The organism is Brachybacterium sp. (genome assembly GCF_052095815.1).
Classification (GTDB): domain Bacteria; phylum Actinomycetota; class Actinomycetes; order Actinomycetales; family Dermabacteraceae; genus Brachybacterium.
This window is the reverse complement of sequence record NZ_JBQDLF010000015.1, coordinates 1-19,692: the sequence shown is the minus strand read 5'-3', so window position 1 is coordinate 19,692 and position 19,692 is coordinate 1. Positions and strand designations below refer to the sequence as shown.

15 protein-coding genes are annotated in these 19,692 nt (G+C 69.4%); 11 read left to right on the top strand and 4 right to left on the bottom strand.

Features of this window, described 5'->3' with window-relative positions; genetic code table 11:
- Positions 1-119 precede the first annotated feature (119 nt).
- From ACTH43_RS08075 to ACTH43_RS08065, 3 genes are all read left to right on the top strand, one after another.
- Positions 120-383, top strand: coding sequence for a hypothetical protein (locus ACTH43_RS08075; protein WP_441444409.1), 264 nt, complete (start codon positions 120-122; stop codon positions 381-383).
- Positions 384-560: 177 nt separating this feature from the next.
- Positions 561-1,520, top strand: coding sequence for a hypothetical protein (locus ACTH43_RS08070; protein ID WP_441444408.1), 960 nt, complete (start codon positions 561-563; stop codon positions 1,518-1,520).
- A 244-nt stretch (positions 1,521-1,764) separates the two neighbouring features.
- The gene (locus ACTH43_RS08065; protein ID WP_441444407.1) at positions 1,765-3,030 is read left to right on the top strand and encodes a calcium:proton antiporter; all 1,266 of its coding nucleotides are present in this window, start codon (positions 1,765-1,767) and stop codon (positions 3,028-3,030) included.
- A 27-nt stretch (positions 3,031-3,057) separates the two neighbouring features.
- Here the strand turns inward: ACTH43_RS08065 and ACTH43_RS08060 are convergent, their stop codons facing one another.
- A complete protein-coding gene (locus ACTH43_RS08060; protein ID WP_441444406.1) occupies positions 3,058-4,761 on the bottom strand; it encodes an AMP-binding protein in 1,704 nt (567 codons plus the stop codon).
- A 146-nt stretch (positions 4,762-4,907) separates the two neighbouring features.
- Here ACTH43_RS08060 and ACTH43_RS08055 point away from each other — a divergent pair, with 146 nt between their 5' ends.
- The 4 genes from ACTH43_RS08055 (at position 4,908) to ACTH43_RS08040 (ending at position 9,311) form a co-directional block, all read left to right on the top strand.
- Positions 4,908-5,657: a dienelactone hydrolase family protein gene (locus ACTH43_RS08055; RefSeq protein WP_441444405.1), complete on the top strand. Its 750-nt coding sequence runs from the start codon at positions 4,908-4,910 to the stop codon at positions 5,655-5,657.
- 411 nt (positions 5,658-6,068) lie between these two features.
- Positions 6,069-7,379 (top strand): quaternary amine ABC transporter ATP-binding protein, encoded by a 1,311-nt coding sequence (locus tag ACTH43_RS08050; RefSeq protein ID WP_425548347.1) that lies wholly within the window; start codon positions 6,069-6,071, stop codon positions 7,377-7,379.
- A complete protein-coding gene (locus tag ACTH43_RS08045) occupies positions 7,376-8,299 on the top strand; it encodes an ABC transporter permease (RefSeq protein WP_345076792.1) in 924 nt (307 codons plus the stop codon). The genes ACTH43_RS08050 and ACTH43_RS08045 overlap by 4 nt, the downstream gene beginning before the upstream one ends.
- Before the next feature lie 49 nt (positions 8,300-8,348).
- Positions 8,349-9,311 (top strand): glycine betaine ABC transporter substrate-binding protein, encoded by a 963-nt coding sequence (locus tag ACTH43_RS08040; RefSeq protein WP_345076789.1) that lies wholly within the window; start codon positions 8,349-8,351, stop codon positions 9,309-9,311.
- 229 nt (positions 9,312-9,540) lie between these two features.
- Here the strand turns inward: ACTH43_RS08040 and ACTH43_RS08035 are convergent, their stop codons facing one another.
- Together ACTH43_RS08035 and ACTH43_RS08030 are read right to left on the bottom strand one after the other, a co-directional pair.
- Positions 9,541-10,647, bottom strand: a complete 1,107-nt coding sequence (locus ACTH43_RS08035) for a Gfo/Idh/MocA family protein (protein ID WP_441444404.1) — start codon at positions 10,645-10,647, stop codon at positions 9,541-9,543.
- A gap of 63 nt (positions 10,648-10,710) precedes the next feature.
- Entirely contained in the window at positions 10,711-12,003 is a 1,293-nt protein-coding gene (locus tag ACTH43_RS08030) for an ROK family protein (protein WP_441444403.1), read from the bottom strand.
- Between the two features lie 106 nt (positions 12,004-12,109).
- Between ACTH43_RS08030 and ACTH43_RS08025 the strand changes: the two genes are divergently transcribed.
- The 4 genes from ACTH43_RS08025 (at position 12,110) to ACTH43_RS08010 (ending at position 17,133) form a co-directional block, all read left to right on the top strand.
- Entirely contained in the window at positions 12,110-13,387 is a 1,278-nt protein-coding gene (locus ACTH43_RS08025; protein WP_441444402.1) for an ABC transporter substrate-binding protein, read from the top strand.
- A gap of 31 nt (positions 13,388-13,418) precedes the next feature.
- Positions 13,419-14,351 carry a carbohydrate ABC transporter permease gene (locus tag ACTH43_RS08020; protein WP_441444401.1) on the top strand — a complete coding sequence of 311 codons (933 nt, stop codon included), beginning with the start codon at positions 13,419-13,421 and terminating at the stop codon, positions 14,349-14,351.
- 2 nt (positions 14,352-14,353) lie between these two features.
- On the top strand, positions 14,354-15,280 hold the full coding sequence (locus tag ACTH43_RS08015; RefSeq protein WP_441444400.1) for a carbohydrate ABC transporter permease: 927 nt from the start codon (positions 14,354-14,356) through the stop codon (positions 15,278-15,280).
- Positions 15,281-15,426: 146 nt separating this feature from the next.
- Positions 15,427-17,133, top strand: coding sequence for a glycoside hydrolase family 13 protein (locus ACTH43_RS08010; RefSeq protein ID WP_441444399.1), 1,707 nt, complete (start codon positions 15,427-15,429; stop codon positions 17,131-17,133).
- 85 nt (positions 17,134-17,218) lie between these two features.
- On the opposite strand, the gene ACTH43_RS08005 is transcribed toward ACTH43_RS08010, so the two are convergent.
- The gene (locus ACTH43_RS08005; protein ID WP_441444398.1) at positions 17,219-19,435 is read right to left on the bottom strand and encodes a Dabb family protein; all 2,217 of its coding nucleotides are present in this window, start codon (positions 19,433-19,435) and stop codon (positions 17,219-17,221) included.
- Between the last annotated feature and the right edge of the window lie 257 nt (positions 19,436-19,692).

Genomic DNA, 19,692 nt, shown 5'->3' with positions numbered 1-19,692 from the left:
GTCCACGGCCGACGGGCGTGGGGTCTGCGTCCTGGCGCGCGAGGTCACAGCAGCCGAGACTACCCTGGTAGTTCCCCTCCCGTCGGCCCTGCCGGTGGGTCTGATCGGACAGAGGATCCATGACTGCACCCACGCGTCGCCGCTTCGACGCCACCTGGCTCCCTTTCGGCATGATGATCGGTTTCACCGTGGGAATCGGCTTGGGGCTGGCCGTCATCAACAACATCTTCATCGGTGCTCTGATCGGCTTCGCCGTCGGCGCCACACTCGGTATCGCCCTCGGGTTCCGCGATCCGCGACGCTCTGTGGACGACGAGGATGCCGAGGACGACCGCTACCGCCGCGAGCACGGCGACCCCACCCCTCGCGGCCCGGATGCCTGAGCCCGACCGGAGCCCCGAACGACAGCTGCACACAAAATCTTCACCTCGCCATCGCGCCACACCCGTGACTAAGCCTTGACCTTTCCTTTACCTTTTGGCACCGTGTGACCCGGGCCATTTGGCTCGATGTCCACCACGGTGCAGCCGCCCCGCGGACTCCCGAGGAGAGGAACCGTCATGACGATCACGAGCATCGGCCGACGAGCCCGCACCACGATGGCGCTCTGCGCCGGCGCGGCCCTGCTGGGGCTGAGCGCCTGCGGGGCCGACGTCGACACCCCTCCGGAGACCCCCGCCGGGGCCGCCGAGACGGATGCCGATGACACCTCCGATGGTGGTGGAGAGCAGGACCAGCAGTCATCGGAAGGCGGGGACGCCTCCGACGAGGAGTCCGCGTCGGACGGTGGCGGCGAGGAAGAAGAAGAGGAAGCAGGAGACGGCGCAGGGGCCAATGAGGGTGCGGGAGAGGACGGGGGTGAGCCGGGTGCCTCGAGGGAGCGCACGCGGATCATGCTGGTGACCGATCTGGGGACGGACGACACCAGCGGAGAGGGCGCCCCCGCCCTCACGGACGACGACCTGGCAGCACTTCTCGCAGCACCCTTCGAGGGCACTGCCGAATGCGAGGACGAGCTGGTGCTCGAGCCGGGCGCCGCAGCGACCGGATGCCTCGGCCCGGCGAGCTTCGATACGACCGAGCCGCACCAGGAGTGGGTCGCCAACGTGGTCTTCGTGCCGTCGGAGGACGGATTTCAGAACGGTTCGACGGTGGCAGTGCTGTTCTCGACCGGGACCGAGCTGCCCACAGCGGCCGATGGCCTGCTGGACGAGGACGTCAGCCTCACCGGGGTGGGATTCGGCTCGATGTTCGGTGCCGAGCCGCTCAGCGCCGACGAGGTCGCCGAGAGCACACTGCAGACGCTGACCTCCGAGAACGCCTATGTACCGGTCAACACAATGGCCGAGTGGAGCGACGTCACCTGCGAGGACGGCCTGGACTTCACCGAGTTCGAGACCGTCGACTGCGAGGCCACGACCACCGACGGCACCACCTGGGGGCTGCTGGTCGCCCCGGGCACCTATGCCGACAACGACCAGGGCCTGCTGGTCGGGATCTCGGTCCCCCGCGACGGCTGAGCCACCGGCCACAGAACTGCTGAACTGCTGGACTGCTGGACTGCTGGACTGCTGGACCACCCACTCGCTCAGCTGCTCGGCTGCTGAATCACCGCCCTCGGTGGTCAGTTCCCTCACCGGGAGCTGACCGCCGGGCGCGGTGAGGTTACGGTGGGGAGGCGCCGCGCGGAGAGTGCCGGCGCCGCCGCCGGGACGACCCGGTCCGCGCAGTCGCAGGGAGGACGGCCTCGCAGGAGGATCCCCCATGACCCCGACCGGCCACTCCCCCGCCCAGCCCGGCCCCCGTACCCGCAGACAGCTCGCGCGCGAGCTCCTCACCCGCGACGCCATCGGACGCCTGGTGCTCGGCTGGGCCGCCGTCGGCGCTCTGAGCCTCGCCGGCCCGCTGCTGGCCGCGCCGCTGCCCTCCCCCGTGCTCGCATTGGTGCTGGCCGCGATCATCGCGGTGATCGTGGTCGCCGCCGGCGGAGTGGTCCACCAGGCCGAGGCGCTCGCGCGCCGGCTCGGCGATCCCTACGGCACGCTCGTGCTGACGCTCTCGATCGTGGTGATCGAGGTGGTGCTGATCGCCGCGGTCATGCTCGGTCCCGGAGAGCACGCCGTGATCGCCCGGGACTCGGTGATGGCGGTCTCGATGATCATCATGAACCTGGCGCTCGGGCTCTGCCTGCTGGTGGGCGGCCTGCGGCACGGCTCCCTCGCTACGCACCGGGTGGGGACCTCCGCCTACCTGGTGATGCTCACCGCGCTCGCGGCGCTCGCCTTCGCGCTGCCGGCGACGATCAGCGAGAGCGGCGGCTATGCGCCTCCCCAGGCACTGGTGGTCGGTGGGCTCACGGTGGCGGTGTACGCCTTCTTCCTCTGGCGCCAGATGGGAGCCCAGGCCGGTGAGTTCCAGGAGATCGAGCGAGCCGTGGGCAGCGCCGCGGCCGCCGAGCCCGCGACCGACGCGAACCCCACCACCGCCACCCGCACCACCGCCGCCACCGCCGCCACCACTCGCACCGCCCGCACTACCGGGAACCGCACCGCGCTGCGGGAGGTCCTCTCCCTGCACCGGGAGGAGCTGCTGGCGCGCGCCGCCCTGCTGATCGCGACCGTGCTGCCGATCGTGCTGCTCTCGCACCATATGGCGGGGCTGCTCGATGACGGCCTGGCGCGGCTCGGTGCCCCGGTCGCCCTCGGCGGAGTGCTGATCGCGATGATCGTGTTCACGCCGGAGTCGATCACCGCGGTGCGGGCGGCGCTGAACGGGGAAATGCAGCGGGTGGTGAACCTGTGCCATGGCGCACTGGTCTCGACCCTCGCCCTGACGATCCCCACGGTGCTGGTGATCGGGCTGGTCACCGGCACCGAGGTGGTGCTCGCGGAATCGCCGACGAACCTGCTGCTGCTCGGGGTGACCCTGGCGGTCGCCGCGATCTCGGCGAGCGCTCCGCGGACCACCGCGGTGCACGGCGCCGTGCACCTGCTGCTGTTCGGCGTCTACGCGCTCATGCTCTTCTCCTGAGCACTGCCCGGCTCAGCACTGCCGCGCTCAGCGCCGGGGGCGTCGGCGGTCGAGCTCCTGGAGCCGGTCGCGGACCTCACGGCGCAGGACCTTGCCCATCTCATTGCGCGGGAGCTCGGCGAGCACGTGGAAACGGCGCGGCACCTTGTAGGCCGTCAGCCGCTCCTTGAGCAGTCGGCGCAGGTCCTCGACGTCGGGGAGCACTCCATCCGGCGTGACGATCGCGGCGACCACCTCTTCAGCGCCCTGCTCGTCGAGCACGCCCACCACGGCGATGTCCTCGATGCCGTGCTCCCCACGGATCGCGTCCTCGACCTCGGAGGGATAGACGTTGAAACCGCCGGTGATCACCATCTCCTTGAGCCGATCGACGATCGTCAGGAACCCTCGCTCGTCGACCTGGGCGATGTCTCCGGTGCGGAACCAGCCGTCATGGAACGCCTCGGCGGTCGCCTCGGGGCGGTCGCGATATCCGGAGAACACCTGCGGGCCCCGCACCAGGATCTCCCCCGGCTCACCGGGCTCCACATCCCGGTCGAGGTCCTCGGGGTCGACCAGGCGTACCTGGGTGTCGGGGAAGGGGATGCCGATCGAGCCCGGGGTGCGGGTGCTGTCGACGGGGTTGCCGCAGACGATCGGCGAGCACTCCGAGAGCCCGTAGCCCTCGATGAGCAGGCCCCCGGTCGCGTTCTCCCAGGCCTCGATGAGTTCGGGTCGCAGCGGCATCGCTCCAGCGATCCCGGTGCGGATTCCCTCGAGCGAGACGCCCCGCTCCTTCGCGCCGGTGACGACGCGATCGAACAGCGGTGGCACCGCGATCATCGTCGTCGGCCGCCGCCGCTTGATCGCATCGAGGATCAGTCCGGTCTCGGGCTTGGGGATCAGGTGCAGCATCGCCCCGACGGTCAGGCCCGCGTTCATCGACAGCGAACAGCCGAACACATGGAAGAGCGGCAGACAGGCCATGAACACCTCCTTGCCCGGGACCAGGGGCGTGACCCATTCGCGGGCCTGAGTGGTGGAGGCGATCAGGTTGGCATGACTGAGCGGCACGCCCTTCGGGGCGCCGGTGGTGCCCGAGGTGTACAGCAGCAAGGCGGTGTCCTCGCGCGCCGGACGGGAGGCGGCGGGTGCCGGGGCGGCCTCGCGGCGCAGCCCGGAGAAGGGAAGAGTGCTGGCCGGCGCGGGCCGGGAGAGCTGGTCCCGTGAGGCACGGGCCTTCTTCAGCGGCAGCCGCAGCAGGGCGCGCTTCCCGCGGGGCATCTCCTCGATGAGATCCACCGCGATGATCGCGCCCGGGCGCACCTCTTCCGGCAGCTCCTGCAGGGTCCCGGCCGCGACGTTCCACACGATCGCGACCTCCGCGCGGTGGTCGGCGAACATCGGCGCGAGCTCGTGGGCCGGGTAGAGCGGGTTGTGCTCGACGACGGTCGCGCCGCACCGCAGCGCGGCGTAGAAGGCGACGACGTGCTGGGGGCAGGTGGGCATCAGCAGTGCCACGGTCGATCCCGGCCCTACGCCCAAGCGGTGCAGGTTCCCGGCCACGGCCCGCACCTGGGCGGCGAGCTCGGCATAGCTCGTGCGTCGGCCGAAGAAGTCCAGCGCCGCCTGCTCCGCATAGGTCACCGTGTACGCATCGAACTCGTCGACCAGGGAACCGGCGGGATAGTCCAGATGGCGGCGCACCCCAGGGGCGTAGGCGGCGGTCCAGCGATCCTCGAGAGCGGTCATGGTCGGTCCTCAGCGGTGATGGGAGCGGGTCGAGATCAGAGTAGGCCCGAGTCCTGCGAGTCACCTTCCTGCGAGTCGCCGGCGGTGGTCCTGTGGGACTCGTGTTCTGCAGCCCCCGGCGCTCGGGAGCGGGATACAGTCACAGCGTGAGTGCGACGATGCTTCCGATCCCGACCGACGCCGGCGACCTGCCGGGCCTGCTCTGGCTGCCCGAGAACCTCGAGGAGCCGGTGCCCGGGCTCGTGGTGCTGCAGGAGATCTTCGGCCTGTCCGAGTACATGCAGCAGCGCTGCGCGGACCTCGCCGCGCTGGGCTATGCGGTGCTCGCCCCGCAGCTGTTCGCCCGTCTGGACCCGCCGCTGGTGGGGCTCGAGGACTGGGACGACTTCGACTCCTGGCTCACCGAGGGCGTCACCCTGACCGGGCAACTGCCCTGGGAGCGCGCGGAGGCCGACGCGATCGCTGCGATGGGTGCGCTGCGGGCGCACGGCGCCGTGGACTCCGAGCAGGTGGGCCTGCTCGGCTTCTGCTACGGCGGCGGGCTCGCCTTCGCCGCGGCCGCTTCCGCCGCCGACGAGCAGCGCCCGCCGTCGGTGCTGGTCAGCTACTACGGCTCCGCCCTGCCGACGCTCCTGCACCGGGCTCCCCTGGTGGGGGCGCCGAGCCTGCACCACTTCGGCACCGCCGACGCTTTCATCCCGGCGGAGCAGGTCGAGCAGATCCGCGAGGCGGTCACCGCAGGCGGCACTCGGGAGCAGGTGCGCTTCGAGCTGCACGAGGGCGCGGGCCATGCGTTCGACAATCCTCATCCGGGGCTCCATCACGCCGACGCCGCAGAGGCCGCCTGGCAGCGGACCGTCGGCTTCCTCGCGGAGAATCTCCCGAGCCGCGCCTGAACCTGCGCCCTGGCCCACCCGCCGGCGCCAGCGCCAGCGCCAGCGGCAGCGGCAGCGGCAGCGGCAGCGGCAAAGAGTGCCGCACCGGAGACCTGAGACACAGGATTCGCGCCCGTGGCAGCGCGCTTTTCGCACCACGCCATGCGTGACCGAATAGTTATGTCCAGATTGTCGGACAGACGAATCTCGGACGATGCGACTACTTCGAGCCCCGCATCGCTCCAGGCCATGCGTCGATTCATTCCTCGCCACCCATAGTCGGCCACGTCCCGCTACGGCTTCAGCAGACCCCGCCATCGGACGAAAACGCCTGATCCTGGGCTGATTCGGTCTGCGCCGACGCCTACGCTTCGAAGAGTCTCAGAGTCGCGCCGGCACCCCGGAACGGGGGAACAGGACGCCGTCGATGCGATGGATGCCCACCAATCGCCCACCGAAGAAGGAGCCCACGTGCCTCCAGTGATCTCTGCGGAAGGCCTGTATAAAGTCTTCGGCCGCCGCCCCGCCCGAGGAGTCGATGCCCTGCGCCAGGGCCGCAGTCGCGGCGAGCTGCGCGAGAACGGACTGACCGCAGCCGTGATCGATGCGAGCTTCAGCGTCGACCCCGGCGAGATCTTCGTGGTGATGGGGCTGTCCGGCTCCGGCAAGTCCACCCTGATCCGGATGGTCAACGGTCTGCTGCCTGCCACGGCCGGCGAGCTGCGGATCGGTGACGCCGTCCTCTCGGACATGTCCCCGGCGCAGGTCCGCGAAGCCCGCCGTACGCGCGTCTCGATGGTCTTCCAGCACTTCGCCCTCCTTCCCCACCGCACCGTCGGCGAGAACGCAGCCTATGGGCTCGAGATCAGCGGCATGAACCGTGCCGATCGCGAGGAGAAGGCGAACACCGCCCTGGAGATGGTCGGGCTGAAGGGCTGGGGTGGCTACCGTCCCGACAACCTCTCTGGCGGCATGCAGCAGCGAGTGGGGCTGGCCCGCGCCCTCGCCGCCGGCACTGACGTGCTGCTCATGGATGAGGCGTTCAGCGCCCTGGATCCGCTGATCCGTCGCGACATGCAGGACCAGCTCGTGGATCTCCAGCAGCGCCTGGACAAGACGGTCCTGTTCATCACCCACGACCTCAACGAGGCGATGCGCCTCGGTGACCGGATCGCGATGATGCGCGACGGCCGGATCGTGCAGGTCGGGACCTCCGACGAGATCCTCAACGAGCCGGCCAACGACTACGTCGCCCGCTTCATCCAGGACGTGGACCGCTCCCGCGTGCTCACCGCCGGGGCGATCATGGAGAAGCCCGCCGAGGTCCTCGGTGACGGGCAGGGTCCCCGCACTGCGCATCGCATGCTGCGCGCGACTCAGAACTCCTGGCTGGTGGTGCTGCGCCGCGACCGCACTCCGCACGGCGTGCTCTGGGAGGACGACGTCGCCGCGGCAGTCAGCGCCGGCCGTGACGACCTGCCCTGGTCCACGGCCCACGAGATGCCGGTGGTCTCCGAGGACACCCCGATCGCTGATCTCTTCGCGCTCTCGGCGAAGCACCTGAGCCCGCTGGTCGTCGTCGACGAGCGCGGTCGCTTCTCCGGCGTCGTCCCTCGGGTCACGCTGCTCACGGCGGCGGGCGTCGGCAACGGCAACGGCAACGGCCAGACCACCAGCACCCCATCACCGGGGAGTGATGCCGTCGCCCCCCAGACCGACGATGCGCAGGGAGGTGCACGATGACCCCGCAGGAAGACTCCCTCGTCCCCCGCATCCCGCTCGGCGACTGGATCGACGACGGCTTCGACTGGCTCAAGGAGAACGTCTCCTGGCTGTTCGACGCCTTCCGCGCGATCATGGACCTCCTGATCGGCGGCCTCACCGATGTGCTGCTGCTGGTCCCGGCGCTGGTCGCGATCCCGATCTTCGCGCTGATCGCCCTGATCCTGCGCTCTTGGAAGCTCGCCGTCGCCACCCTGGTCGGATTCGCACTGGTCCTGTCCATGGAGCAGTGGGAGACGATGATGCAGACCATGTCGTTGGTGCTGATCGCCACCCTGTTCGCGGTGCTGATCGCGGTGCCGCTCGGCATCCTCGCCGCGGTCAACAGCACGGTGAGCTCGATCGTCAAGCCCGTCATGGACTTCATGCAGACCATGCCGGCCTTCGTCTACCTGATCCCGGCGGTCACCTTCTTCTCCATCGGCGTCGTCCCCGGCGTCTTCTCCACCATCATCTTCGCGCTGCCCCCAGGTGTGCGCATGACCGAGCTGGGCATCCGCCAGGTCGACTCCGAGACCGTCGAGGCCGGTGAGGCCTTCGGCGCGACCCGCGGACAGATCCTGCGCGGCATCCAGCTCCCGCTGGCCGTCCCCACCATCATGGCCGGCGTCAACCAGGTCATCATGCTCTCGCTGTCCATGGCGGTCGTCGCCGGCATGGTCGGCGCGGACGGCCTGGGCAAGGAGGTCGTCCAGGCGATCTCCACCCAGAACCTGGCCCTGGGCGTGGAGGCCGGCCTCGCCGTCGTGGTGCTGGCCGTCTACCTGGACCGGCTCACCGCGGCCCTCGGCAACCCGGGCGCCTACAAGGGCTCGCTGGTCGCACTCACCCAGAAGGCGCTGGCACAGCGCGCCCGCGCCGCCGGTGTCGCCGCGCTCTGACAGCGCCCCACCTCTGACCACCCACTGATCACCACGGAAGGACCCGATCATGACGAACCGACGCATTCCCTTCAGCCCCCGAGCTGCCGTCCGCCGGCCCCTCACCCGCCGCGCCGCCCTGCTGGGCGGCGGAGCGGGCCTGATGGGCCTGGGCCTCGCGGCCTGCGGCACCGACGACTCCGGCAGCGGCAGTGGCAGCAGCGACAACGGCGGCGGTGGTGGCGAGACCATCACGCTCGGCTACATCCCGTCCTGGACCGACGGCCTGTCCACCGCCTACCTGCTCGACAACCGCCTGACGGCCATGGGCTACACCGTCGAGCACGAGCCGATCACCGAGGCTGGTGTGCTCTACGCGGGCCTCGCCCAGGGCGATGTCGACATCTTCCCCTCGGCCTGGCCCGAGGTCACCCACGCCTCCTACATGGAGGAGTACGGCGACTCCATCGAGGACCTGGTCCCCTACTACGAGGGTGCGGTGCTGAACCTCGCCGTCCCCGAGTACGTCGACATCACCTCGATCGACGAGCTGGCTGGTCAGGCTGACCGCTTCGGCGGTCGGATCGTCGGCATCGAGCCCGGCGCCGGTCTCACCGAGGCCACTCAGGAGCGCGTGATCCCCGGCTATGGTCTCGACGACTACGAGCTGATCACCTCCTCCACCCCGGCGATGATCACCGAGCTGGAGAGCGCGATCGATGCCCAGGAGGACATCGTCGTCACGCTCTGGACCCCGTTCTGGGCGATGCCCGCCTACTCGATGAAGGCACTCGAGGACCCCGAGGGCCACTTCGGTGAGGCCGAGGCCCTGCACCACCTGGCCCGTCAGGGCTTCGGCGCGGACTTCCCGGACGTCACCGAGTGGATCGCCGGCGCCGCCCTGACCGATGAGGAGTTCGGCTCGCTCGAGGACATGGTCGTCAACGAGTTCGGCGAGGGCAAGTATGCCGAGGCCGTGGAGAAGTGGCTCGAGGAGAACCCCGACGTCCTCCCGCCGCTGCCCGGCGAGTGACCCTCCCCCGTCTCGCCCCGTCGGCCGCGAGGGACTGACCTTCCGGCCGACGGTGCAGCGTCCTCGCACAGCGAGCGACAGCGCGAGGCTGCACAGCGAACGGGCCGACCACGACATCATCGTGGTCGGCCCGTACTGTCATCCTCCGCAGCTGCGACCCCCGGGCCAGTGCGCACACGCAAGGAATGTGCGGGCTCGGAGCGTGCGCGGGCTCGGAGCGTACGCGCGCTCAGTGCGCGAGAGCCACCTCGGCGCCGGCCTTGGCGGAGGCATAGCAGGCATCGATCACGCGGGCGCGGCGCAACGCGAGCGAGCCGTCGTGCGCGACCCAGTCCTCGGAGTGCACCTTCTGGAGGAACTCCGCGATCGCCCCTGCGTGCCGACCGTCCTCACCCACCACCGGCTGCAGCTCGGCAGGGATGCCGGCGACCTCGGTCCAGACCTTCAGCACCTGGTGCGGGTGCGTGGGATCGCCGCCCCATTCGATGGTGGCGCCGCCGTCGGCCCCATAGAGGGTGACGTAGCAGAGGTCGTGCGGGATCCACTGCGCCCAGCTGGACTCCAGCAGCATCGTGCCGCCGCCGTCCAGGCGCAGGAAGGCGGTCGCGAGGTCCTCGACCTCGAAGGGGACGCCCTCCTCGACCTGTGAGATGCCGAAGCCGGAGCCGCCGCGGCCCAGCGGACCGAACTCCGCGTGGGTGGCAGCGGATGCTGCGGTGACCTCGGGCTCGCCCATCAGGTGCAGGGTCATGTCGAGCATGTGGATGCCGATGTCCATCATCGCGCCGCCACCGGAGCTCGCCGCCTTGGTGAACCAGGTGCCGAGCCCCGGGATGCCCTGACGACGGATCCAGCCGGCCTTGGCGTAGTAGAGGTTCCCGAGCACGCCGGAATCGACCACGGCCTTCAGCGCCGTCACATCTCCGCGCTGGCGGTGGTTGAAGGACACCTCGAGCACCCGGCCGGCGCGGTGCGCGGCCTCCACCATGCGCGCGGCGGCTTCGCCGGTCTGGGCCATCGGCTTCTCGGTGAGCACGTGCACGCCCGCCTCGAGGGCGTGGACCGCCATCGGCTCGTGCAGGAACGTGGGCGTGGCGATGGAGACGACGTCGAGCTCGGCCTCGGCGATCATCTGCTTCCAGTCCTGGTAGCGGCCGGGCACGTCGTGCTCCTGCCCGAACCTCTCCAGCAGGTGCTCCTCCATCGCGGACAGTGCGACGAGATCGACGGTGGGATCGGCGGCGTAGGCGGCCACATGCTGCTGGCCGGCCCAGCCCAGGCCGATCACTCCGGCGCGCAGCTTTCGCTGGGCGCCCTCCGGTGCTGCAACGGTCATGGTGCGTGATTCCCTTCGGTGGTTCGGTCGGTCAGCGGGTCAGTCAGTGGGTGAGTCAGTGGGTCAATCGGTGGAGAGCAGCCCCAGAGGATCCTCGCGCAGGCGGGCCAGCGCAAGCTCGATCGCCCCGCGCACCACCACGTCCTGCCCGAGTGCACTGGCCAGCAGCTGCGGGAACGGGGGCGCGGAGACCTCGGGCAGGACGGCGCGGGCGTGGGCCAGCACAGGTTCGATGGCCGTCGCGATCGCGCCGGCGACCACCACCTTCTCCACCCCGAGGAGGCTGGAGAGGATCGCGGCGATGCGGGCCAGCCGGTCCCCGATCCGGTCCAGCACCTCGCAAGCCAGCAGATCGCCCGCGTGAGCGGCGGCGAAGACGTCCTCCGCAGCGAGCCGTGCGGCAGGGATCTTCGCGAGAACGGGTGAGACCGCCCCGGCGGTAAGCGCCTCGAGGCTCCAGCGGCGGGCGAGGGCCGCGACACCGTCGGCCCCGCGGGAGTCGCCGAGCACGGTGTCGAGGAAGCGCATCTCGCCGGCCCCGCCGTCGGCCCCTCGCAGCAGGCCGCCGTCGACGATGAGACCGGCTCCGACGCGCTCCCCCATCAGCAGCGCGGCGAGGTGCTCGGTGCGCTCTCCCGGCACAGCTCCGGCGGGTGCGGCGGGTGCGGCGGGTGCGGCGGGTGCGGCGGGTGCGGCGGGTGCGAGAGCGTGCTCGGCCAGCACCGCGAGGTTCGCATCGTTCTCGACGACGACGGTGCCGTCCAAGGCGTCGACGAAGCCGGGGTTCATGGCAGACCAGTAGGCACCGCCGACAGCGGGCGAGCGGCCGGAGGAGTCGACCGGGGCGGGGACGCCGATGACGGTCAGCAGCCGCAGGCGACCGCTCGCGCCGGCTCGTTCGAGAACCTCGTCGACGAGGGACCGCACGGCGTCCACCCGTTCCTCGGCCGCAGCAGCCCCCTGCTCAGCATCCGTGCCGTCGAGCTCGCCGTGCATCGCGCATCGCGCGGCCGCGAGCTCCTTCCCATGCAGGTCTGCGACCCGGGCGCTGAGGGTGTGCTGTCCGGCGTCGATGCCGATCAGCACCGCGGCCTCGGCGCGCAGCGCATAGTGCCTGGCCGGACGGCCCCGCTGCACGATGCCCTCGTCGCGGCCACCGGAGACCTCGTAGAGCCACCCGGCCTGCTCGAGCTCGGCACAGACCCCGAGCACCGTGGCCCGGGTGAGCCCGGTCGCGGCCATCGCGTCGGCCGCGGTGAACGCCTCCGCCCGCAGGGCGTGCTGCATCAGCGCCTGCCGGTTGGCGCGGCGCATCAGCTGCGGCGAGCTCGCGCCGCGGTCCTGGACGGTTGACATCACTTCCACCCCGCTCCATACTTCCGATAGACCATAAATATAACGCTTGATGTATCTATGGTCGCATCTGTCCAGAGAGCCTGCACACTCTTTCGCGAAGGAGACGATGGTGTCATCCTCGACCGGCTCGCCCGGCCCCCTCACCCGACGAACCCTGCTGGCAGGTGCCGGCGGCGCGCTCACCGCGGCGGCCCTGGCCGCCTGCGGCAGCGCGAGCGGCTCCTCCCAACTGACGCTGTACCAGTCCAAACCGGAGGCGATCCCGTACTTCGGCCAGCTCGCCGCGGATTTCTCCGCCTCCCAGGGCCGCTTCGCCGTCCAGCACGACATCGCCACGAACCTCTCGGCGAGCTTCGTGCGCAACAGTCCGCCCGACCTCGGCTGCCTGAACTACAACCTCGAGATGGGCCGCTTCATGGAGCGCGGAGCCCTCTCGGACCTCTCCGATCTGCCGGAGGCCGGGATGATCCGCGAGGACGTCGCCGAGCTCGCCGACTGGTATCCCACCTATGAGGGGCGCACCAGCGTGCTGCCCTACTCGGTGACCGCCGCGTCGGTCATCTACAACCGACGGATCTTCGGAGAGCACGGCCTGGAGGTTCCTGCCACCTGGGAGGAGTTCCTGACCGTCTGCGAGACGCTCCTGAGCGCGGATGTCACGCCCATCTATGCGACTCTGCTCGACCCGTGGACGATCGCGCAGGGCCTGTTCGACTACACCGTCGGCGGGCTCGTGGACGTGCGCTCCTTCTACCAGCAGATGAACGAGCTCGGCGAGGACGTCGGCCCCGATTCCGAGGTCTCATTCCAGAAGACCTTGCTCGAGCCGGTGCAGCGCATGGTCGAACTGATCCCCTACCTCAACGCGGACGCTTCGAGCCGGGCCTACGGCGATGGCAACACGGCGATGGCACGGGAGCAGGCGGCCATGTACTTCCAGGGACCCTGGGCCTTCGGAGAGATCGAGAAGGCTGGCGGCGACCTGGATCTCGGCACCTTCCCGCTGCCGATGACCGCCGATCCGGCCGATCGGAAGGTCCGCGTGAACATCGACCTCTCACTGTGGATCCCCGACGCTGCCAACGAGCAGGAGGGGGCGCGGGAGCTGCTGCAGTTCCTCATGCGGCCCGAGGTCCAGGACCCGTACAACGCAGAGTTCCTCGCCTTCGGCACCACCAAGGACGCCCCGGCGGTGACCGATGACCGGATCGCGGAGATGCAGCAGTACTACGACGAGGGCCGCTTCTACATGGGGGCCTCTCAGTTCATCCCGAACTCGATCCCGGCCCAGAACTACCTTCAGTCGATCGTCGGCGGTGCCGACGCCGAGCAGGTCCTGGCGCGCATGGATGCCGACTGGGCCCGCCTGGCCTTCCGGGAGTGACCACGCCATGACTCACCAGCAAGGAGCGTCGATGTCGACGACGACACCCTCTCGCACCACCGACGCGGGCGGCGCCAGCCGGCCCCGCACCCCGATCGTCCATCGCAAGCGGAGGATCGACCCCCTCTACTACCTGTTCCTGTTCCCCTCGCTCGCCCTGTTCAGCCTCGCGGTCACCCTGCCGGCGGTGCTGGGCTTCGGCTACAGCTTCACCAACTCCATCGGCTTCGGCGACTGGGAGTTCATCGGCGTCCGCAACTACATCGCGATGTTCCGCGACCAGGGGATCCTGGGCTCCTACACCTTCACCCTCGGCTTCTCGCTGATCACCGTGGTCCTGGTAAACATCCTCGCCTTCGCACTGGCACTGGGACTGACCTCGAAGATCCGCTTCACCACCGCGCTGCGCACGATCTACGTGATCCCGATGGTCATCTCCGGCATCGTCATCGCCTTCGTGTTCCAGTACCTGTTCGCGAACACCGTCCCGGGCATGGGGCAGGCGATCGGCGTGGACGCCCTGTCGACCTCGATCCTCGCCAACCCCGACTGGGCCTGGCTGTCGATCGTGATCGTCACCGCGTGGCAGTCGATCCCCTCGACGATGCTCATCTACATCGCCGGACTGGTCACCATCCCCGGCGAGGTGTACGAGGCCGGGTCGATCGACGGCGCGACCGGCTGGCAGAGCGTCAGGCACATCACGCTGCCGCTGGTCTCCGGGTTCATCGTCATCAACACGATCCTGGGATTCAAGAACTACCTGAACGCCTACGACATCATCGTGGGCCTGACCGACGGCGGCCCGGGCGTGGCCACCCGCTCCGTGGCGATGTCGATCTTCCGCGGGTTCGAGGGCGGCGATTACGCCTACCAGATGGCGAACGCGATGGTCTTCTTCCTGATCTCGATCGCGCTCGCGCTCCTCCAGCTCCGCATCACCCGAGGAAGGACGGCGTTCTGATCATGTCGACCACCACTTCCGCCGCTGCCGCGGCCCCGAGCCCCACGTCCTCCACCGCCACCTCGACCTCCACCTCGCAGCCCGTGCGCCGCCGCCGCGGGAAGGTGGGCCGGGATCGCACCAACTGGTCCGCCACCGTGCTGCTCATGGTGGGCGCGCTGGCCGTGCTGGTGCCGCTGTTCGTCACCGTGAACATGGCACTGAAGACCACCGAGCAGGCGGTCGACGGCAATGCGTTCGGCCTGCCCTCCCCGCTCACGTTCTCGAGCTTCGTCGAGGCCTGGAACCTCACGAACTTCCCGCGCGGCTTCGCCATCTCGATCTTCATCACGGTGATCGCGGTGATCGGCGAGATCGTGATCTCGTCCCTCGCGGCCTACGCGATCGTGCGCAACTGGGATCGGCGCGCCTTCCGCTGGTCGTTCTTCTACCTGCTGGCGGCGATGTTCATCCCGTTCCCGGTGGTGGCGCTGCCCCAGATCCAGCTCACGGGCATGCTCGGGCTGGACAACCCGCTGGGGGTCGCGATCCTGCACATCGCCTTCTCCCTCGCGTTCAACACCCTGCTGTTCACCGCATTCCTGCGCACCATCCCGCTCGAGCTGGAGGAGTCGATGCGGATGGACGGCGCCGGCACCTGGAAGGTGTTCTGGAAGCTGATCCTGCCGCTGCTGGGACCGATGTGCGCGACCGTGGGCATCTTCGCCTTCATCGCCTCGTGGAACGACTTCATGATGCCGTCGCTGATCATCTCGGACCCTACGCTGCAGACCATCCCGGTGCTGCAGAACATGTTCCAGACCCAGTTCAGCAACAGCTACAACGTCGCCTTCGCCTCGTACCTGATGGCGATGGCGCCGGCGATCATCGTCTACCTGTTCGCGCAGCGCTGGGTCATGTCCGGCCTGACCCAGGGCGCCATCAAGTAGCGGGCGAGCCCGAGGGCGGCCGGCGGCGTCGGCCACCCTTCGTGACGCCCCGGCGCGGCCTGCCCACCTGCCGCTTCCCCACCCGACTCTTTCCCCTCACACCCGTTCTTCACCCACCACCCGCAGAACCCGGAGGTTCCTCGACCGTGACCACTCCTTCCCTGACCGTTCCCGCCGACCAGCAGGCTGACGCCGACTGGTGGCGCCAGGCGGCCGTCTACCAGATCTACCCGCGCTCCTTCGCGGACAGCAACGGCGACGGCATCGGTGACCTGGGCGGGATCATCTCCCGCGTGCCCTACCTGCAGCAGCTCGGCGTCGACGCCGTCTGGCTGAGCCCGTTCTACCCCTCCGCGCTCGCGGACGGCGGCTACGACGTGGACGACTTCCGGGACGTCGATCCGAAGATCGGCACCCTGACGGAGTTCGACGAGATGGTCGCCGCGCTCCATGACGCCGGCATCAAGCTGGTGGTGGACCTGGTCCCCAACCACTCCTCGGACCGCCATGAGTGGTTCCGCGAGGCGCTGGCCTCCCCGCAGGGCTCGAACGCTCGGGCGCGGTACATCTTCCGCGACGGCACGGGCGAGAACGGGGAGCTGCCCCCGGCGGACTGGACCTCGATCTTCAGCGGCCCGGCCTGGACCCGGGTGCCGGACGGCCAGTGGTACCTGCACTCCTTCGCCACCGAGCAGCCCGACTTCAACTGGAAGCACCCCGAGGTCCACGAGGACTTCAGGCGGACGCTGCGGTTCTGGTCGGATCGCGGAGTCGACGGCTTCCGCATCGATGTGGCGCACGGGCTCGCCAAGGATCTCGGCGAGGTGCTGCCGAGCAAGGCGGAGCTGCAGGCGATGCCCAAGGACGGCACCCACCCGCTGTGGGACCGCGATGAGGTCCATGAGATCTACGCCGAGTGGCGCGCCGTGTTCAACGAGTACTCCCCGGCACGCACCGCCGTGGCGGAGGCCTGGGTGGAGACCCCGGAGCGGCGCGCGAAGTACGCGAGCCCCGAGGGCCTGGGCCAGGCGTTCAACTTCGATCTGATGGAGGCGGACTTCGACGCGACACACTTCCGCGACATCGTCACGGACAACCTTGCGCAGTCGGCGGCGACGGGCTCATCCACCACCTGGGTGTTCTCGAACCACGACGGAGTGCGCCATGCGACCCGCTACGGTCTGCCCCCGCGCGCCGGTCGTGACGTGAAGCAGGGTGCGGAGTGGGTGCTCGCCGGCGGTCCGGACGAGGGCATCGATCGTGAACTGGGCCTGCGCCGTGCACGTGCAGCGACGATGTTCGAGCTGGCCCTGCCGGGCAGCGCCTACCTGTACCAGGGCGAAGAGCTGGGCCTGCACGAGGTCGCCGAGATCCCTGATGCACAGCGGCAGGATCCCGCGTTCTGGCGCACCACCGCAGAGGATCGCGGCTTCGACGGCCTGGGCCGCGACGGCTGCCGGGTGCCGCTGCCCTGGACCCGCGAAGGCTCCTCATTCGGCTTCGGGACCGGCGGCGCGCACCTGCCCCAGCCGGCCTGGTTCGCGGACTTCTCGGTCGAGGCCGAGGACGGGGTCGCGGGCTCAACCCTCGAGATGTACCGCGAGGCGCTGCGACTGCGTGGGGAGCTGCAGAGCGAGGAGTCGCTGACCTGGGACGAGGAGGTCTCCACCGGTGACGTCCTCGCCTTCGAGCGGCCCGGCGGCTGGTTGAGCGTGACGAACTTCGGTGACGCGCCGGTCGCACTGCCGGACGGCGAGGTGCTGCTCGCGAGCGCTCCGCTCACAGCGGCCGACGGCACGGCACAGGAGCTGCCCGGCGCGACCACGGTCTGGCTGCGGCGCGCGGAAGCCTGATCCGCCGACCAGCGGCGATGCCCCGGATGCCGACCACTGCGGTCGGCGTCCGGGGCATCGTCCTGTCGAGCGTCGCGCGGATGCTTCAGGGATAAGCGATGAAGTCGAGTTCCTCGAAGGCGCTGACTTCGCTGCTCCACCGCGTTGCGACGAACTGCTGATGCTCGGGGTGCGCATCGTAGGCGGCGTAGGTCGCCTGGTCTGCGAAAGTCATCGCGAACTGGAACCGGTAATCCGACTTGGGGCTGACCTGTCGCGAGACGGCGAAGTCCTCGACTCCATCGATCTCGCGGAGCAGGGCCGGCGCCTGGGTGAGGAAGTCCTGCTCCGCTGCGGAGTCCGCAGCGTGCACGAGGGTGAAGGAAACGGTGTGACGGATCATCAGGTCACAGTAGATCGAGACCCCCGCTGCAAGGGCGTGGCGGTGACGACGTGAGACGCGGTGGTTCCACGGCACAGCAGATCGAGACGCGCGCGGTGGCCGCGCGCAGTGTCGAGTCTCAGGATGTCGAGTCTCAGGACGTCGCGGCGCACGACGGCGCCGGTCGCAGGACTTCGTCGCCCGTGGGGTGCATCCTGGCACGCCAGCGCTTGCGGGCTTTCCCCGAGGAGGTCCGACCATTCTGGGATATCCGCTGGGCTGCCCGGCGTCACCCTCGGGAATCCGACAGCTGATCGACAACTCGCTACCCGTGCACGGTGCGACGTGGGCGCTGCCGGTGATCCCGCCAGGCTCTTCCTGGTCCTCGCCCCGGCCATTGTCCTGGCCCTCGTCCTGTTCCGAGTGCTCGACCTGGTCCTCATCGTGGCATTCGGAGGGATCGACGCGGCTGTCCTCCACCGGCGCGATCGGCCCGAGCGGCGGCGCGGCGGTGATGACCGTCGTGCCTCCGTGTCCGGTCCAGGCCACCAGGTGGCCGGGGAGCTCCGGGTCCTCGACACGCTCGACCCGGGCGACGTCGTCCTCTCTGGCGAGGTTGCAGTACGCGCAGGAGCCCTGACCGTTGTCCACGCTGGTGGGGCCACCCTTGCTCGCCGGCACGATGTGGTCGTGATGGCGCAGGGGCGCATCGCAGTACGGGGCACGACAGGTGCCATCACGCCAGTTCAGGAACCTTTTCAGGGCAGCCGGGAACTCCCGGGCCCGAGACTCCACGGCGACCAGCTCCCCGGCGGTGGGATGGAGGTACAGACGCCGCAGGACGACCCGCAGCTGCGGCCCGTCCGGTCCGAATCGATCCTCAGCCGGATCCTCGGGCTCGGCGAGCGCGTTGCGCAGCTCTTCGCGCAGAGCCTCAGCCGGGACTGGGCCGTAGCCCTCGATATGGGCGACGTCCCCATGGTCCGGGGAGAGCAGGGCACGGTCGGTCATCATGAGCCCGATCTCGAGCGTCACCGGCTCCATCCCGCTGTCCCGCCCGAGCAGTGTGTCGGTGAAGGCATCCGCCATCAGTGCGCCATGGCCCTGCCGAGCACCGTCGGCCCGTCGGCGTTCCGCCTCGAGGGAGAGCCGTTTATGGACGAGCTTCGCGTCGAGGGCCGGCAGGTACGCGCTGACGGTCGCCATGCCGTGCTCGCCCGGGGTGAAGTTCACGTGCCGGTTCTTGCGCGCCGCCTGGTGACGACCGGCGGCACCGTGAGGATCGAGCTCAGCGATGGCCTGGGCGACAGCTTTCTGCCATCGCTTCACTCCGGCGCCGTCCATCCGCGGCAGTCGCGCGAAGAGGTCCTCGTCGACCTGGCGGCGCTGCCGGTCATCGAGCGGCCCCGTTGCGGAGGCGATCGCATAGGCGACCGTGGCCGTGACCTTCCCCCCGGCCAGAGACTGGAGCATGCGGGGCATGGCGCCGATGAGGCGCCGCGCAGACGTCAAGGTCCTCTTCGTCGTCGACGGCGAGCGCCTGGTGGCCAATGAAACATCCCGTGCGGTCCTGGCGTCGGCCTGCCGGATCAGCCGGTCCAGCGGTGGGAGAAAGGAGTTCTCGTGGGCAGCATCGTCACGCGCGGCCTGCACCTGGTCACGGGTGGTCGCCTCGGCGAGCGCGACCACGGCGCGTGCCTCGAGGGCGTCGAGAGAGCTGCGCGCCTCATGGATCTTGTCGAGCAGGTTCTTGTACGTACCGCGCGGTCGCGCACCGGGCGTGAACATCCGTCTCGGGGTGGCTGCGATGGCGGAGAGCAGGAAGTCGGTATCCCCGATCAGCTCCGCGAGACCGGTGGGGCCTGCCTCACGAAGCGCAGCGAGGAGCGCCTCGGGAGCGGGATGCTCCTGCGAGGACTCCGGAATATTCGCTGTCGACATGCCTCCATTCTTCCCGGTTCGGCCCAGAATCGAAACCCCGTCCGAGAAATGTGGATAACGTGCTTGCCGCCCCCGGCATCCCCTTGAACCGACCTGAGCACCCTCACAACCTGCAACGATGCACCGGCACCGCGCTCCCCATCGACGACGTCGCAAAAACCTGCGCCCCTGCCGTCGAGACTGTGGATGAATTTGTGGATAAATGGCTCATCGCATCCGAGGGTGTAGCTGGTTTCTGAAGCCTCCTGATTCGAGGA